This is a genomic window from Sphingomonas montanisoli (assembly GCF_008274695.1).
Classification (GTDB): Bacteria; Pseudomonadota; Alphaproteobacteria; order Sphingomonadales; family Sphingomonadaceae; genus Rhizorhabdus; species Rhizorhabdus montanisoli.
Genome location: NZ_VTOU01000003.1, coordinates 977,148 through 992,366, shown reverse-complemented (window position 1 = coordinate 992,366; position 15,219 = coordinate 977,148). Strand labels below are relative to the sequence as shown.

At 65.5% G+C, this 15,219-nt stretch carries 20 protein-coding genes and 1 riboswitch; of the genes, 11 read left to right on the top strand and 9 right to left on the bottom strand.

Annotation, left to right across the window (positions count from 1 at the left end):
• Nucleotides 1–93: 93 nt before the first annotated feature.
• The 3 genes from pgmG to FYJ91_RS16075 all read right to left on the bottom strand — a co-directional run bounded on the left by pgmG (nt 94) and on the right by FYJ91_RS16075 (nt 2,753).
• On the bottom strand, nt 94–1,479 hold the full coding sequence (pgmG, locus tag FYJ91_RS16085; protein ID WP_149523253.1) for a phosphoglucomutase/phosphomannomutase PgmG: 1,386 nt from the start codon (nt 1,477–1,479) through the stop codon (nt 94–96).
• Nucleotides 1,480–1,548: 69 nt separating this feature from the next.
• A complete protein-coding gene (locus tag FYJ91_RS16080) occupies nt 1,549–1,950 on the bottom strand; it encodes a J domain-containing protein (RefSeq protein WP_149523252.1) in 402 nt (133 codons plus the stop codon).
• A complete protein-coding gene (locus tag FYJ91_RS16075) occupies nt 1,947–2,753 on the bottom strand; it encodes a division plane positioning ATPase MipZ (RefSeq protein WP_149523251.1) in 807 nt (268 codons plus the stop codon). Before FYJ91_RS16075 ends, FYJ91_RS16080 begins: the two co-directional genes overlap by 4 nt.
• 90 nt (nt 2,754–2,843) lie before the next feature.
• Between FYJ91_RS16075 and panC the strand changes: the two genes are divergently transcribed.
• Both panC and FYJ91_RS16065 read left to right on the top strand, forming a co-directional pair.
• Nucleotides 2,844–3,698, top strand: a complete 855-nt coding sequence (gene panC, locus FYJ91_RS16070) for a pantoate--beta-alanine ligase (protein WP_149523250.1) — start codon at nt 2,844–2,846, stop codon at nt 3,696–3,698.
• A 144-nt stretch (nt 3,699–3,842) separates the two neighbouring features.
• Nucleotides 3,843–4,139, top strand: a complete 297-nt coding sequence (locus tag FYJ91_RS16065) for a sel1 repeat family protein (protein ID WP_149523249.1) — start codon at nt 3,843–3,845, stop codon at nt 4,137–4,139.
• Nucleotides 4,140–4,261: 122 nt separating this feature from the next.
• On the opposite strand, the gene FYJ91_RS16060 is transcribed toward FYJ91_RS16065, so the two are convergent.
• Genes FYJ91_RS16060 through FYJ91_RS16040 form a run of 5 tightly spaced genes read right to left on the bottom strand, consistent with a single transcriptional unit; the run spans nt 4,262 to nt 7,503 of the window.
• Nucleotides 4,262–5,395, bottom strand: a complete 1,134-nt coding sequence (locus FYJ91_RS16060) for a GNAT family N-acetyltransferase (RefSeq protein ID WP_149523248.1) — start codon at nt 5,393–5,395, stop codon at nt 4,262–4,264.
• 7 nt (nt 5,396–5,402) lie between these two features.
• Entirely contained in the window at nt 5,403–6,143 is a 741-nt protein-coding gene (locus FYJ91_RS16055; RefSeq protein WP_149523247.1) for a glycerophosphodiester phosphodiesterase family protein, read from the bottom strand.
• Entirely contained in the window at nt 6,121–6,588 is a 468-nt protein-coding gene (locus FYJ91_RS16050; RefSeq protein ID WP_149523408.1) for a RidA family protein, read from the bottom strand. The genes FYJ91_RS16055 and FYJ91_RS16050 overlap by 23 nt, the downstream gene beginning before the upstream one ends.
• Nucleotides 6,589–6,619: 31 nt before the next feature.
• Entirely contained in the window at nt 6,620–7,252 is a 633-nt protein-coding gene (locus FYJ91_RS16045) for an HAD family hydrolase (RefSeq protein ID WP_181008534.1), read from the bottom strand.
• Nucleotides 7,249–7,503: a DUF3572 domain-containing protein gene (locus FYJ91_RS16040; RefSeq protein ID WP_149523245.1), complete on the bottom strand. Its 255-nt coding sequence runs from the start codon at nt 7,501–7,503 to the stop codon at nt 7,249–7,251. The genes FYJ91_RS16045 and FYJ91_RS16040 overlap by 4 nt, the downstream gene beginning before the upstream one ends.
• An 89-nt stretch (nt 7,504–7,592) precedes the next feature.
• On the opposite strand from FYJ91_RS16040, the gene FYJ91_RS16035 reads away from it, so the two are divergent.
• On the top strand, nt 7,593–8,003 hold the full coding sequence (locus FYJ91_RS16035; RefSeq protein ID WP_149523244.1) for a response regulator: 411 nt from the start codon (nt 7,593–7,595) through the stop codon (nt 8,001–8,003).
• Nucleotides 8,004–8,096: 93 nt separating this feature from the next.
• Here the strand turns inward: FYJ91_RS16035 and rpmG are convergent, their stop codons facing one another.
• Complete coding sequence (gene rpmG, locus FYJ91_RS16030) at nt 8,097–8,264, bottom strand: 50S ribosomal protein L33 (protein ID WP_149523243.1); 168 nt, start codon at nt 8,262–8,264, stop codon at nt 8,097–8,099.
• A gap of 243 nt (nt 8,265–8,507) precedes the next feature.
• On the opposite strand from rpmG, the gene FYJ91_RS16025 reads away from it, so the two are divergent.
• The 8 genes from FYJ91_RS16025 (at nt 8,508) to thiL (ending at nt 15,004) form a co-directional block, all read left to right on the top strand.
• Nucleotides 8,508–9,008, top strand: a complete 501-nt coding sequence (locus tag FYJ91_RS16025; RefSeq protein WP_149523242.1) for a Dps family protein — start codon at nt 8,508–8,510, stop codon at nt 9,006–9,008.
• A 93-nt stretch (nt 9,009–9,101) separates the two neighbouring features.
• Nucleotides 9,102–10,073 (top strand): hypothetical protein, encoded by a 972-nt coding sequence (locus FYJ91_RS16020; protein ID WP_149523241.1) that lies wholly within the window; start codon nt 9,102–9,104, stop codon nt 10,071–10,073.
• A 42-nt stretch (nt 10,074–10,115) separates the two neighbouring features.
• Nucleotides 10,116–10,251, top strand: a riboswitch (yybP-ykoY riboswitch).
• Nucleotides 10,252–10,322: 71 nt separating this feature from the next.
• Complete coding sequence (locus FYJ91_RS16015) at nt 10,323–10,889, top strand: TMEM165/GDT1 family protein (RefSeq protein ID WP_149523240.1); 567 nt, start codon at nt 10,323–10,325, stop codon at nt 10,887–10,889.
• A 12-nt stretch (nt 10,890–10,901) separates the two neighbouring features.
• Entirely contained in the window at nt 10,902–11,573 is a 672-nt protein-coding gene (gene hisG, locus FYJ91_RS16010) for an ATP phosphoribosyltransferase (protein ID WP_149523239.1), read from the top strand.
• Complete coding sequence (gene hisD / locus FYJ91_RS16005; protein WP_149523238.1) at nt 11,557–12,846, top strand: histidinol dehydrogenase; 1,290 nt, start codon at nt 11,557–11,559, stop codon at nt 12,844–12,846. Before hisG ends, hisD begins: the two co-directional genes overlap by 17 nt.
• 3 nt (nt 12,847–12,849) lie before the next feature.
• Nucleotides 12,850–13,305, top strand: a complete 456-nt coding sequence (gene nusB / locus FYJ91_RS16000) for a transcription antitermination factor NusB (RefSeq protein ID WP_149523237.1) — start codon at nt 12,850–12,852, stop codon at nt 13,303–13,305.
• Between the two features lie 41 nt (nt 13,306–13,346).
• Nucleotides 13,347–14,072 (top strand): sulfite exporter TauE/SafE family protein, encoded by a 726-nt coding sequence (locus tag FYJ91_RS15995; RefSeq protein WP_149523407.1) that lies wholly within the window; start codon nt 13,347–13,349, stop codon nt 14,070–14,072.
• Nucleotides 14,069–15,004: a thiamine-phosphate kinase gene (thiL, locus tag FYJ91_RS15990; protein ID WP_149523236.1), complete on the top strand. Its 936-nt coding sequence runs from the start codon at nt 14,069–14,071 to the stop codon at nt 15,002–15,004. Before FYJ91_RS15995 ends, thiL begins: the two co-directional genes overlap by 4 nt.
• Nucleotides 15,005–15,219 lie beyond the last annotated feature (215 nt).

Genomic DNA, 15,219 nt, shown 5'->3' with positions numbered 1-15,219 from the left:
CATTGCGAGGAGCCAAAGGCGACGAAGCAACCCACTCCAACGCCGGAATGGAGTGCTTCGCTACGCTCGCAATGACGAGTCCGGGTGGCGAGGTCAGTGCGCCGCCTGCGGGCCGCGCACCAATCCTGACTTCGCCAGCTGATCGTCGATCTGCGCGAGCAGGCGATCGAGGCCCGCCTGATCCTTCGCCTCGGCGCGGGCGACCAGAACGTCCTGCGTGTTCGACGCGCGGAGCAGCCACCAGCCGTCGGGCGTGTTGACGCGTGCGCCATCGGTGCGATTGACCTCCGCGCCGGCAGCCTCGAGCCGGTCGAGCACTTCGTCGACCACCGCGAACTTGCGGCTTTCGTCGACCTGGAAGCGCATTTCCGGCGTATTCACCAGTTCGGGCATCGCCGATTTGAGATCGGTCAGCGAACCGCCCAGCCCGTCGATCGCCTCGATCAGACGCACGGCAGCGTAAAGCGCGTCGTCGCAACCATACCAGCGCCACGCGAAGAAGATGTGCCCGGACATCTCGCCCGCCAGCGGGCTGTCGGTTTCGGCCATCTTGACCTTGATCAGGCTGTGGCCGGTCTTCCACATCACCGGCTTGCCGCCCAGTTCGGCGATCCGATCGTACAGTGCCTGGCTGGCCTTCACGTCGGCGATGATCGTCGCGCCGGGCTTTTCCTTGAGAACAGGCGCGGCGAGGATCGAGAGGATCTGGTCGCCCCACACGACGCGGCCCTGCCCATCGATCGCGCCGATGCGATCGGCGTCACCGTCGAAGGCGATGCCGAAATCGAGATTCTTCTCGGCGACCAGCTTCTTCAGGTCGATGAGGTTGTCCTCGACGGTGGGATCGGGATGGTGGTTCGGGAAGGTGCCGTCGATTTCGGCATAGAGCAGGTGGTGCTCACCCGGCAGGCGCTTGACCAGCTTTTCCAGGATGCGACCGCCCGACCCGTTGCCATTGTCCCAACCGATGCGGTGGGCGAGCGTGCCGCCGAAATCCTCGACCATGCGATCGACGTAGAGATCTTCGACGAAAGCGTCGCTGACGGTGCCTTCGCCGTCTTCCCAATCGCCTTCTGCGCCCAGTTTGCCGATCGCCTGGATCTGCTCGCCGAAGAAGGGCTTATGCTGCAGCACCATCTTGAAGCCGTTATATTCGGCCGGATTGTGGCTGCCCGTGATCATCACGCCGGCATCGACCTCCAGCGTCGCTTCGGCGAAGTAAAGCATCGGCGTGGGGCCCAGGCCGATGCGGACGACGTCGACGCCGGTTTCCACGAAACCGCGGATCAGTTCGTCGCGCAGCGATTCGGATGAGACGCGCCCGTCCCAGCCCACCGCCACCCGCGTACCGCCTGCGCGGCGGATATGGGTGCCGAAGCCGCGTCCGATCGCATAAGCGTCGGCCGGCCCGAGCGTCTTCCCGACGACGCCGCGGATGTCATATTCGCGCAAGGACGTCGGATCGAAACGATGGGTCAAGAAAACCTCCAATACTGAAGAAGCGCGCAAGGATTGGTGCGGCTTTGTTACGTCGTCAACTGCGGCAGGTCAGTTCGCACGCGAAAGAAGCACGTCGCGCGCCCGATTGACCTGCGCGGCAAGCTCAGCCGAGCCGCCGCGATCGGGATGAACGCGCGAAACGAGCCGACGATGCGCGTCGCGTATCGCGGCGGCATCGGGATCCGGCCCGAGTTCGAGGATACGCAGCGCCTCGCTGCGGCCCATGGGGTGCGACCGCTTCGATCCGCCGGGCGCATAGGTCCGCGCGAACCAGATCGCGGCGATGATCAACATCGTCGGGCCGCTTATCTCATTACCCTTCATCGTCAGGATCAGGCCGACGATCGCGAAGCCGGCGATCGCGAGATCATTGGTATCGAAACGGCGCAGTTCGCCCTTCTTCCACATCCACCAGCCGACGCCGAGGGCGGCCAGCAGCGCGAGGATCACCGGGGAATAGCCTGCGGCTGCGGCGCCTGGTGCTGGGGCCATTGCGAGAGCGCGAGGCCGGCGATCATCTCGCGCAGTTCCTGCCGCGCGGCGATATGGGCTAGCCCCGCCTCGCTACCCAGCGCGCCCATGTCGAGCAGGGTCAGTCCCTTGGGGAAAAGTTCGCGATAGATCACCCGCTCCGACAGGCCCGGGATCACGCGGAACCCGACGCGTTTGGCCAGATCGCCCATCGCCTCGGCCACGCGGCGCATGTTGCGCGCTTCGAGATGCTGGAGCCGGTTGCGCAGGACGACCCAGTCGACCGTGCCGCCATCGGCGCGGGCGCGGGCCTTGCGCGCATCCCACACCACCTCGGCATAGAAGCTGGGCTTCCTGATCTTGAACGTATCGGGGTCGACCTGCCCGATCAGGTCGAGATCGATGAAGCTGTCGTTGATCGGCGTGACGAGCGTGTCCGCCCGCTCGATCGCGGCGCGCGTATAGACGTCGTCACGCCCGGGCGTATCGACCACGACGACTTCATATTCGGACAGCAGCCGTTCGATCAGCGCGCCGGCATCGTCATCGATTGCGGGATCGAAGGTTTCGAAATGCGGCAGCGGGAGCGTCTGTCCGGTCCGACGGACAGTCGCGGCGCGGTTTTCGAGATAGCGACCGAGCGTGCGCTGGCGCGTGTCCATGTCGACCGCGGCGACCTTTTTGCCCGCAACGCTCAGCGCGACGGCGACGTGAACCGAGGTGGTCGATTTTCCCGAACCGCCCTTTTCGTTCGCGAATACAATGAGATGACCGTTCCCCAAGGCGTCCTGTCCTGTTTCTGGTGGGCTTGATTCATGCCCCCCGGTCACCCAAAGAAGCCCGGTTCCGCGATTATCCGAGGCCGTGCAGCCGTGCAAATCATTCGTCACATAACCGAGCTGCGCGTCGCCGTACGTGCGCTGGTGAACACTGGAAGCCCGGTCGCACTCGTCCCCACGATGGGCGCGCTCCATGCCGGCCATATCGCGCTGGTCGATGCGGCGCGCGCGCGCGGATGCCAGGTGGTGGTCTCGATCTTCGTCAACCCAACCCAGTTCGCACCGAACGAGGATCTGGACGCCTATCCCCGCCGCGAGGCGGCCGATGCCGCGATGCTGGAGGCGGCCGACGCCGCGATCCTGTGGGCACCCGATGTCGCGGAAATGTATCCGGCGGGCTTCGCGAGTTCGATCGAGGTCGAGGGCGTCACCGCGCGTTGGGAAGGCGAGGCGCGGCCCGGCCATTTCGCCGGGGTCGCCACCGTCGTCGCCAAGCTGCTGCTTCAGGTGCGACCGGACATCGCCTTTTTCGGCGAAAAGGATTTCCAGCAACTTGCCGTCATCCGCCGGATGGTCCGCGATCTCGACGTCGGGATCGAGATCGTCGGGGTGCCGACCCAGCGCGACGATGATGGGCTCGCCCTCTCCTCGCGCAATGCGTATCTCTCGCCCGAGGAGCGGATCGCCGCGCGCGCCCTCCCCCGCGCGCTGGGCGACGCTGTTGCCGCGATCGGGCGTGGCACATCCGTCGCAGCGGCGCTCGACGCCGCGAAGGCACGGCTGACCGAAGCGGGGTTCGGGCCGATCGATTATGTCGCGCTGGTCGATGCCGACAGCCTCGAGCCCGTCGAATCGATCGATTCGCCGGCACGCCTGATCGCCGCCGCCAAGTTGGGAAGAACCCGGCTGATCGACAATATTTCGGTCGAAAATGTCAAATCGATGTAAAATCGAACGATCGCGAATAGACTTTCGAATGAGTAGTTGAGGCCGGTTACTAAACGTTAAGGTGCAGACGCCGTTAACCCTCACAGGGACCGACGGAAGAGGTTTTGACGAGGCTCGTCGCTCCCGACTTGAGGAGCGACAATCATGGGCCACAGCATCAACACGCAGATCTTCCTGACCGAAAGCCGTAGGCGCGATGCGATGCGCGGCGACGGCGATGCCTGTTTCGAACTGGGCGTGTCTTATTCGGCCGGCACCGACGGCTGTGACCTCGACCTGATCGAAGCCCATAAGTGGTTCAACATCGCCGCCGTGAAGGGCAACAGCCTGGCCGCCGAATATCGCAGCGAGATTTCCGAAGACATGTCCGCCCGCGAGATCATCGAAGCGCAGCGCCAGGCGCGTGCGTTTTTGGGCATGGGCAACCGCCTGGCCGCGTGATCGCTTGAATGAGGGTCGGAGCCGCAGGCCCCGCAAGGCCGAACGGCCGCCCGAGCTTATGCGAGGAAGCCAAGCCGGGCGGATGCCCGGCGCCCGGCGTTTGAGGGCTTAAACAAAAAGACTCAGCCCTTCTTGAACGGCGTATATTCGCCGAGATCCTGAATATTCTCGGCAATGGCCCGACGTTCGGCTACCAAATAGTCCGCCACCGCGCGCCGGAAGTTCGGATCGGGAATATAGTGCGCCGACCAGGTCGGCGTCGGCTCATAGCCACGCGCGAGCTTGTGTTCGCCCTGCGCCCCCGCCTCCACGCGGGCGAGGCCGCGTTCGATCGCTATGTCGATCGCCTGATAATAGCACAGCTCGAAATGGAGGAAGGGCACCTCCTCGGTGCATCCCCAATAGCGGCCGTAGAGCGTGTCGGCGCCGATCAGGTTGAGCGCCCCCGCAATCGGAACTCTATCGCGCAGTGCCAGCACCAATATGATCCTGTCGGCCATCCGCTGCCCCAGCAGCGTGAAGAAGGCCCGCGTCAGATAAGGCCGCCCCCATTTGCGCGCGCCGGTATCCTGATAGAAATGCCAGAAGGCGTCCCAATGCGCTTCGCCGATCGCGTCGCCGGTCAGCCGCACGATCTCCAGCCCTTCGACCGCCGCCGCCCGCTCCTTGCGGATCGCCTTGCGTTTGCGGGAGGCGAGCGCGCCCAGGAAGTCGTCGAAGCTGCCATAATCGCGATTGGCCCAGTGAAACTGTCGATCGGTGCGGATCAGCCAGCCCGCCGCCTCGAACAATGGAATCTGCGCCTCCTCCACGAAGGTCGCATGAGCCGAGGACAAACCGTGCCGTTGCACGACAGCCTCGGCGGCTGCGATCAGCACCGGAGCGAGATCGGGATCGCGCAGCAACAGGCGCGGCCCCGGCACCGGGCTGAACGGAACCGCGATCTGCAGCTTGGGATAATAATGCCCGCCGGCGCGCTCCCACGCATCGGCCCAGCCATGATCGAACACGTATTCGCCCTGGCTGTGGCTCTTGGCATAAGCCGGCAGGATCGCTGCGGGCCGTCCGTCCGTATCGTCGACCACGATGGGGATCGGCTGCCATCCGGTACGCGCGACCGCGCTTCCCGATTCTTCCAGCGCCGACAGGAAAGCGTGGCTGACGAAGGGATTGTCGGCGCCCGCACACGCATCCCACTCGCCCGCGTCGAAGCCCAGGACTCCCTCGCCCATCCGGGCAACGGCGTCCTCTACCATGCGCCTTTCACCATCCCGGGGCCTCGAAGATGATCTGATCGGCCTCGTCCTTGGCCAGCGCCTGCGCTGCCGCATCACGCACCGTCCAGGTCAGCACAGGGATGCGGCGCGAGCGCAGGCGACGCGCGAACCGGCTCGGCAGATCGCGGATGTCGACCGCCACGAACTCCGCGCGCATCCGCAAATTGCGATCGCGCCGCTGATCCTTGTCCTTCGACGACAGGATCAGACCGCGGGTGATATGTTCGCCATGTTCGGAGAACCACTTCACCACGTCGCCCGAAAAGCTCATCACCGCCGCATTGCCGCGATAGCCGGCAAGCGCGTGGCGAACCGCGACGCAGGTCTGCGCGACGGGTCCTTCGGCCTTGATCTCGATCAGGATCGGCACCCGCCCCGCGACGATCTCCAGGATTTCGGCGAGGCGCGGGATCGTCTCGTCGCTGCCCTTCAGCTTCGTCTGCGACAGATCGTGCCCCGCCATGCGGCGAAGCTCCCCACTGCTGTCGGTCAGCCGATCGAGCGTCGCATCGTGGAAGACATAGGCCATGCCGTCGAGGCTGAGCCGAGCATCGACCTCGACCCCATAGCCGGCCTCTACTGCGGCGCGGACCGCCGCGCGGCTATTCTCGACATTCTGCGTGCCGTGCAGCCCGCGATGGGCGTAGGGCACCCGGGCGAGCCAGCCGATGCGGCGCGCTTCGGACCGCCTGTAGCGGATCCGATCAAGCAGGCCGAACAGCGACAATCGCGTCGATTTCCACCGCGGCGCCCAACGGAAGCACCGGCACGCCCACCGCGCTGCGCGCATGGCGGCCTGCATCGCCGAACACCGCGACCATCAGTTCGGACGCGCCATTGGCGACCTTGGGCTGATCGGTGAAGTCGGGCGTCGATGAGATGAAGGCACCGAGCTTCACGATCCGCTCGACCCGGTCCAGATCGCCGCCGAGCGCAGCCTTGATCTGCGCGATCAGCATGATCGCGCAGCGCTTCGCCGCCTCCTGGCCTTCTTCCAGGCTCACATCCTTGCCCAGATAGCCCTTCTGGAAGCTGCCATCCTCGCGGAATGGCAGCTGGCCGGAGATATGGAGCAGCCCGTTCACCTCGACGGTCGGCACATAAGCGGCGACGGGGGCGGCGGGGGCGGGGATGGTGATCCCCAGTTCGGACAGGCGGGCTTCGATCGTCATGCCCGCCTTGTCGCCACCGGCTTCCATGCCGTCAAGCTGCGGCTTTCACGCCCTCGCCGAATCGACCGAGGATCCACGGCAGCGCGTCGCTCCAATCGTCGATCCGTGCATGCGCATCGGGCGCGGGCGGGCGGCGCACGGCGACGCGCGGCTCGGCGATCATGTGGAGCCGCCACACCTCGGGCGCATATTTGGCGACAGAGCCGTGATGGAAGGGTGTGTCGTCGACGAAGACGGTGACCGACGGCTGGAATTCCTCGACCAGCCGCGCGATCGGCTCACCCTTGCCGCCCTGGTTGCACTGGACCCGGTGGCGGATGTCCAGCGCCGCGAGCTGATCGACCCGGCCGGCGTGGAACTGTTCGGTGATGTTGGTCAGGACGACGATGTCCGCCACCTCCGCGATCGTCGCAAGCGCGCGGTCGGCGTGGGGAACCAGGGTCTGGCTGTGCATCTGATTGGTGAAGAAGGCATCGAGCAGCGGCCAGATCTCGCCCGGCTGCACCACGCTGGCATCGTGGCGGCGAACCAGCGCGCCTTCGAAATTCTCGCCTTCCAGATCGAAGTCGATCGCATGATCACGATCGAGCCAGGTCTGGAACGGACCCACCATGTGGAGCAGCACCTCGTCGCAATCGGTGATCAGCAGCGGCCTTCCACTCATTCCCAGTTCCCCTCCGGTGACAATATGTGGCGCGCGGCGACCAGCTTCTCCGGACTGGAGCCGATCGCGTCGGCGCAGGCGATGAGATCGGGCTCGTGCGCCTCGACGAAACCGAGGACCGCACCCAGCAGCGCCGGGTCGCCAAGCCCCGCGCGCAAGCCCTCGGGCGTCAGCCCGGTAAGGGCGAGCAGACGTTCGGCGCGCGCGGATTCGGACAGCGCCCAGCCCAGCGCCGAAAGCGCCATGCCCATCGCCTCGCTGCTGTCAATTCCGTGATTTCTCAATTTTGTATCCGGACTCGGATAGTTTAACGTGAGCTTGAACAGGTGTGCGAGGGTGCGTGGCGAAGAAAGTCCTGATTGTCGAGGACAATGAGCTGAACCTGCGGCTCTTTCAGGATCTGTTGCGTGCGCACGGCGCCGATGTGGTGGGCGTGCGCGACTCGCGCGTCGCCGTCGATCGCATCGCCGAATTCCACCCCGATCTGGTCATCATGGACATCCATCTGCCGCATGTCAGCGGGGTCGAGCTGATCCAGCGGCTGCGCGCGCTGCCCGACCTCGAGAAGATCCCGGTGATGGCGGTGACCGCTTATGCGGGCAAGGGCGACGAAGCCCGCGTGCGCGAGGCGGGGGCCGATTCCTACGTTTCCAAGCCGATCACGGTGATGCGATTCGTCGCCTCGGTCGAAGAGCTGATCGGCCCGCTCGGCGACGGGATGAACGACGGGCTGGGCTTCGCGCGGGCCTGAGCGCGCCCCGACTATTGGCACAAACGCAAACGCCCGCCGATAAGGGCGGGCGCTCGTCCGTTCAGCGATGCGGCCCCGCGGGGCCGGCGCGGCTTACTTGATCTTGGCTTCCTTGAACTCGACATGCTTGCGCACGACGGGGTCATACTTGCGGAAGCTGAACTTCTCGGTCTGGGTGCGCGGGTTCTTCTTCGTGACGTAGAAGAAGCCGGTGTCAGCGGTGCTGACGAGGCGGATCTTGACGGTGGTCGGCTTTGCCATGACCTGATTCCCTAAGCGTTGGTGCGACGGGCACCCTCGAAGGTTGGCCGCCAGAAAAAATAAAGCGGCGTCGCCGCCGCTGATCGGACGCGCCCTTAACCGCGCCAAGCCCACAGAGTCAAGCACGAGTCCGCTTATCGGGCCAGTCGATATCAGCAAGCGACGAAATTTACTCCCTTTATCTGCCACCATTTGGCACATGGTTCGTTAGCGTTCCGAATCGAATCCAGCGGGAGAAGAGATATGGCCAAGAAGCCCAAGGCGCCGCTCGCGACGCCAACCGATCTGCAGAGCAACAGCGCGATGAGCGTGGCGGACGCGCTGAACGGCATCCTTGCCGACAGCTATGCGATCTATTTCAAGACCAAGAACTTCCACTGGCACGTCTCCGGTCCGCATTTCCGGGACTATCATCTGCTGCTCGACGATCAGGCCGCGCAGATCTTCGCGACCACCGATGCGATTGCGGAGCGCGTGCGCAAGACCGGCAACGTCACGTTGCGCTCGATCGGCGACATCGCGCGCCGCCAGTCGGTGAAGGACAATGACGCCGATTATGTCGCGCCAGCGGACATGCTGAAGGAACTGCGCGAGGACAATCTCTCGCTCGTCGCCAAGCTGCGCGAGGCCAAGGACATCGTCGACGCGGCCAAGGACAATGCCACTTCGGGCATTCTCGACGAATGGACCGACCAGGCCGAGGAGCGCGCCTGGTTCCTGTTCGAAGCATCGCGCAACGGCTGATCGTTCAAGTCCATAACGGACACGTCTTCAGTCATGAGGCGATCATGATCGTTTAGAATGCCCCCAGATCACGTGGTTTGGGGGCATTCTGACGTGAAACAGCATTTCCGCACACCTCGCCTTTCAGTACATCTCCTCGTCATATCTGCCGTGCTGGCGTGGTCCACCTGCGCCCATGCCAAAGACCGAACGCTCGCCGACGTGCAGCGGGAAAGAGACGAGGCGGTAAAACGGCAGCAGGAACTGGATGCGGAACTTGTCGCCATGCAGGTCGCAGCGGCCAAGGCAGCCATTGCCGCAGAAGCACAAGCTGTTGCTCATGCCGCGGAGGCACGCAAACTGCTGGCCAAACTCGAACCCGGCGCAACTGAACTGAAGACGGGCATCGTCACCGCCATCAGCAATCCGATCCCTGCGACGACAACGGCGACGGCACTGGAGCAAGCCAGCGTGGCCGCCGCGAAAGCCGCTGGCGCCACACAAGGTGTTGTCGCGACGGCATCAACCAAAATGGACGGTACTACCGAGGTTAGGGTCGAGCCCTATAGCCAGACCGCGCTGCGGGACGGCAACGGCAAGCAAACCTTTGGCGGCATCGAGTTCGGCGTGGGCGCGGCTTTCACCTATGATCTGGGCAAGCACAATCGCATCCGCGACGCCAGTGTCGTGGGGGGTGTGGTACGGGTTAAGAATTCGGACAATGTGAAAGCTCGGCTGGTTCTCGAATCGCACTATTTGTTCACGCCGAAAGTCAGCTTTCTCGGCCTCATCAGCAATCGATATGAGAAGCAACCCAAGTGGGGGTTTGGCCCCTTCGTCGCCCTGCAACCCGGCTCGGATGCGGTGATCGATGCGATCGGCGCAGGAATCATGGTGGGCTTTCGTCGATCACCCGAAGCGACCGACAGCTTCAACATCGGCATCGGCGTAATGTACGATATCGACAGCAAGGTTCTAGGCGACGGAATCGAGGAAAATCAGCCTCTGCCGCCTGGCGAAATCGACATCCGCTACAAGCAACGCGAGCAGAGCGGATTTCTCGTCATGTCGTCCTATTCCTTCTGACCCAGCCGACAGCTTGATGGCTCCCCGCTGTTAGGCTAATGGCACGCCGTCATCCGGGGAGTAGCCCGTCCGTTCGATCCGAACGGAAGATCGCGTCAACATACTTGGGGGAGACCTCATGGTGCGATCCGGCCCGGCCAGATAGGCCAGCCGCGGCAAGACCGATGACACCGGGACTTTCCGCTCATGGCCGGGCGGGAAGGTGCCGGTGTCGTCCGTCAACCGCCTGCCCGGCCCCGGAATTGCCCGATGAACGTCATCCTCGCCTCCACCCTGCTCGTCGCCTTCGCCGAAATCGGCGACAAGACGATGCTGCTTGCGATCATATTGGCCGCGCGTTTCCGTGCGCCGTGGCAGATCATTGCCGGCATCTTCGCCGCGACCATCGTCAATCATGCGCTGGCCGCGTGGGCGGGGGCCGAGATTGCCGGCCTGCTCGACGGTTACTGGTTCCGCCTCGCGGTCGCGATCGGCTTCCTCGCTATGGCCGCCTGGACGCTTGTTCCCGACGCGATGGACGATGACGCGAACGACAAGCCCGCCCGATTCGGCGTGTTCCTGACAACCACGATCGCCTACTTCGCCGCCGAGATGGGCGACAAGACCCAGATCGCCACCATCGCGCTGGGCGCGCGCTATCACGCGGTCTCGCTGGTCGCGATCGGCACGACGCTGGGCATGATGATCGCCAATGTCCCTGCCGTCTTCGTGGGCGACCGAATCACGCGCATCATTCCGCTCAAGTGGATGCGCATTGCCGCGGCGCTGATCTTCCTCGCCCTCGGAATACTGGCGATTCGCGATCTGCTCGTCTAAGGCCCGCCCGTCATGGCCGATCAGATCATCATCGCCGTCCCCAAGGGACGTATCCTCAAGGAAGTGCTGCCGCTGTTCGAAGCCGTCGGCATCGTCCCCGAGGCCGCGTTCGGCGACGAGGACAGCCGGCTGCTCCGTTTCGCGACCAATCGGCCCGATATCGGCCTGATCCGCGTGCGCGCCTTCGACGTCGCGACCTTCGTCGCGCATGGCGCGGCGCAGATCGGCATCGTCGGTTCGGACGTGCTGATGGAGTTCGATTATTCGGAGATTTATGCGCCGATCGACCTGGGGATCGGCCATTGCCGCATCTCGGTGGCCGAGCCGGTGGCGATGGCCGCGAACGACGATCCGCGCGAGTGGAGCCACGTCCGCGTCGCGACCAAATATCCGAACATCACCCGCCGGCATTTCGAGGCGCGCGGCGTGCAGGCCGAATGCGTCAAGCTGAACGGCGCGATGGAGATCGCACCCGTCCTCGGCCTCTCCAGCCGCATCGTCGATCTGGTGTCGACCGGCCGCACGCTCAAGGACAACGGCCTGGCCGAAGTCGAGACGATCGCGGAGGTCTCGTCGCGCCTGATCGTCAACCGTGCCGCGTTCAAGACGCGCGCGGGGGACATCGTGCCGCTGGTCGAGGCGTTCCGCGAGGCCGTCGGAGGCAGCGATGCCGCTTCGGCTTGATAGCCGCGACCCCGGTTTCGCCGCAGCCTTCGCCGATCTGGTCGACGCCCGCCGCGAAGCCGACGAGGATGTCTCGCGCGACGTGACCGCGATCATTGCCAAGGTGCGCGGGAAAGGCGACGCGGCGCTCGCCGATTATACGCAGCGCTTCGACGGGCATGATCTGGATGCCGGCGGCTGGAAGGTCGACCGTGCCGAATGCGAGGCCGCGCTCGCCACGCTCGATCCCAAGCTTCGTGAGGCGCTCGAACTCGCGGCGGAGCGCATTCGGGCCTATCATGCCGCACAGCGCCCCGAGGATCGCGATTCGATCGACGCGGCGGGCGTTCGCATGGGCGCGCGCTGGACCGCGGTCGACGCCGCCGGCCTCTATGTTCCCGGCGGCCGCGCTGCCTATCCGTCGTCGGTGCTGATGAACGCGATCCCCGCCAAGGTCGCGGGCGTCGGGCGGCTGACGATGGTCACCCCCACCCCCAAGGGCGCGACCAACCCGCTGGTCCTCGCCGCCGCCGCCATCGCTGGCGTCGATGAGGTGTGGCGCGTCGGCGGAGCGCAGGCGATCGCCGCGCTTGCCTACGGCACCGATCGGATCGCGCCCGTCGACGTGATCGTCGGCCCCGGCAATGCCTGGGTCGCCGAGGCCAAGCGCCAGCTTTACGGCGTCGTCGGCATCGACATGGTCGCCGGCCCGTCCGAGATCGTCGTCGTCGCGGACGCCGCCAACGATCCCGCCTGGATCGCCGCCGACCTGCTCAGCCAGGCCGAACATGATCCGACCAGCCAGTCGATCCTGATCACCGACGATGCCGGCTTCGCCGACAAGGTCGCCGCCGAAGTCGAGCGGCAGATCCCCAACCTTTCGACCGCCGCGACCGCCGCGACCAGCTGGGCCGACAACGGTGCGATCGTCCTCGTCGGCTCGCTCGACGAAGCCGCGGCGCTCTGCGACCGGCTGGCCCCCGAGCATCTCGAACTGGCGGTCGCCGATCCCGAGCGCCTGTTCGACAAGGTCCGCCATGCCGGATCGGTCTTCCTCGGCCGCCACACCCCCGAAGCCGTCGGCGATTATGTCGCCGGCCCCAACCATGTGCTGCCGACCGGGCGCCGCGCACGCTTCGCATCGGGCCTTTCGGTGCTCGATTTCATGAAGCGCACCAGTTTCATCGCATTGGACGACGCCGCCGTGCGCGCGATCGGTCCCGCCGCGGTCGCATTGGCCGAGGCTGAGGGACTTCCCGCACATGCCGCCTCCGTCGCTTTGCGGTTAGGATAAGATATGACCAAGACCAACGAACGCAGCCGCACCCGCAGCGCCGCCCGCCTCGCCGCGGTGCAGGCACTTTATCAGCAGGAGATGGAGGGCACCCCCCTCGTCCGCCTGCTGGACGAGTTTCACCGCCACCGCCTCGGCGCGACGATCGAGGACGTGACCTATGCGGACGCCGAGGCCGATTTCTTCGACGATCTCGTCAAGGGCGTCGATGCGCGCCGCGAGGAGATCGACGCGGCGATTTCGGCAAAGCTGTCCGCCGACTGGAAGATCGAGCGGCTCGACAAGCCGATGCGCCAGATCCTGCGCGCCGGCACTTACGAGCTGCTCGCGCGGCAGGACGTGCCCACCGCGACCGTGATCAGCGAATATGTCGACGTCGCCGACGCCTTTTACGACAAGCGCGAAAAGGGCTTCGTCAACGGCGTGCTCGACGCGGTGGCAAAGGCGGCGCGCGCTTGATCGCCCAGGTGGCGGTGCTGCACCAGCCCGCCTTCTGGGTGATGGGCTTCCTCTCCATCTTCATCATCGGGCTCGCCAAGGGCGGGTTCACGGGTCTCGGCATGCTAGGCACGCCGATCCTTGCGCTGGCGGTGCCGCCGGTTCAGGCCGCCGCGATCATCCTGCCGCTGTTGCTGGTGCAGGATGCGGTGGGCGTCTGGGCGTTCCGAAAATCATGGGACGCGCATGTCCTGAAGATCATGATCCCCGGCGCTATCGTCGGCATCGCGATCGGCTGGGCCTTCGCGGCCGTGCTGCCCGATCGCTGGGTTCTCGGCGCGCTGGGCGTCATGTCGGTCTGCTTCGCCAGCCACCGCCTGTGGATCGAACGGGGCGGTCGCGCCGCGCCTGCGCAGATGTGGCCCGACTGGGCCGGCTTCCTGTGCGGGATCGGATCGGGCATCACCAGCCAGATCGCCCATGCCGGCCAGCCGCCTTATGCCCTGTGGGTGATGCCCCGCCGTCTGCCACGCGACGTATTGGTCGGGACGACGTCGATCCAGTTCGCGGTGATGAACTGGGTGAAGGTGCCCGCTTATGCGGGTCTCGGCGCCTTCACGACGGCGAACCTGATCGCGTCGGCCGCGCTGCTGCCGATCGCGATCATTTCGACGTTGGCCGGGGTGAAGCTGGTCCGGCGGGTGAAGCCCGAATCCTTCTATCTGATCGCCTACACCTTGTTGCTGCTCATCGGCATCCTCCTGATCCGGAACGCCTTGGTGGCATGAGCGGCGAGGGCGACCTGATCGCGCGGCTGCGCGCTCTGGCGCCCCACCCCGCCGCGCGCGGCCTGCTCGACGATGCCGCCGTCCTGCCGGCGCCTGTGGGCCGCGATCTCGTCCTGACCCACGACATGCTGGTCGAGGGTGTCCACTTCCTGCCCGATTGCCCGCCCGGCGACGTCGCGTGGAAGCTGTTGGCCGTGAACCTCTCCGATCTCGCCGCCAAGGGCGCGACCCCGATCGGGGTGCTGATGGGCTATGGCCTGACCGGCGATACCGCATGGGATGCAGCTTTCGTCGACGGCCTTGCCCGCGCTCTCACCCATTTCAACGTATCGCTGCTGGGTGGCGACACCGTCGCGCAGCCGAGCGGGCAAGCCCGCGTCCTCGGCCTCACGGCCGTCGGGCAGGCACCGGCGGGCGGCGTGCCCGATCGGCGCGGTGCAAAGGCCGGCGATCGGCTCTGGGTGACCGGTCCCATCGGCGACGCCGGCCTCGGCCTCCAGATTGCGCTCGGCCAGATCGAAGGCCCGCGCCGCCTGCTCAAGGCCTATCGACTGCCGATGCCCCGCCTCGCGCTCGGCCGTGCGCTCGCACCGCACGTCTCGGCAATGGCCGACGTGTCGGACGGCCTGCTGATCGACGCCCGGCGCATCGCCGCCGCATCGGGCCTCGCCGTCACGATCGACCTCGCCGCCGTCCCCCTCTCCGACGAAGCGAAAACCCTCGGTCTCGATCCGCTGACAGCCGCCACCGCCGGCGACGACTACCAACTCCTCTTCGCCACCTCGTCCGTCGATGTCGAACGCATCGCCGCCGAACATCGCGCCGCGGCCTCGCCTATCGGGTATTTCGAAGAGGGCGAGGGACTTGCACTCGTCGATGCGGGCACGCCCATCGACCTGCCCGCGTCACTCGGCTGGGAACACGGCGCCTGAGATAAATCGATGGATGGCCTAGCGCTGTCCTACATGGCGCCACCCCCGCTAACCTGCGCGCATGCCCAATTCGAAAGCCCCGCTCCGCCGTCGCCTGACGGCGACGCAGCGTGACGCTCTCGGGCGGGGACGTGGTGACAACTTTGGCAACTTCCAACGATTGCGCAGACGCCAGAACCGTTGCTCCATCCCTCGCGACTCGCCTGAAATGCCCG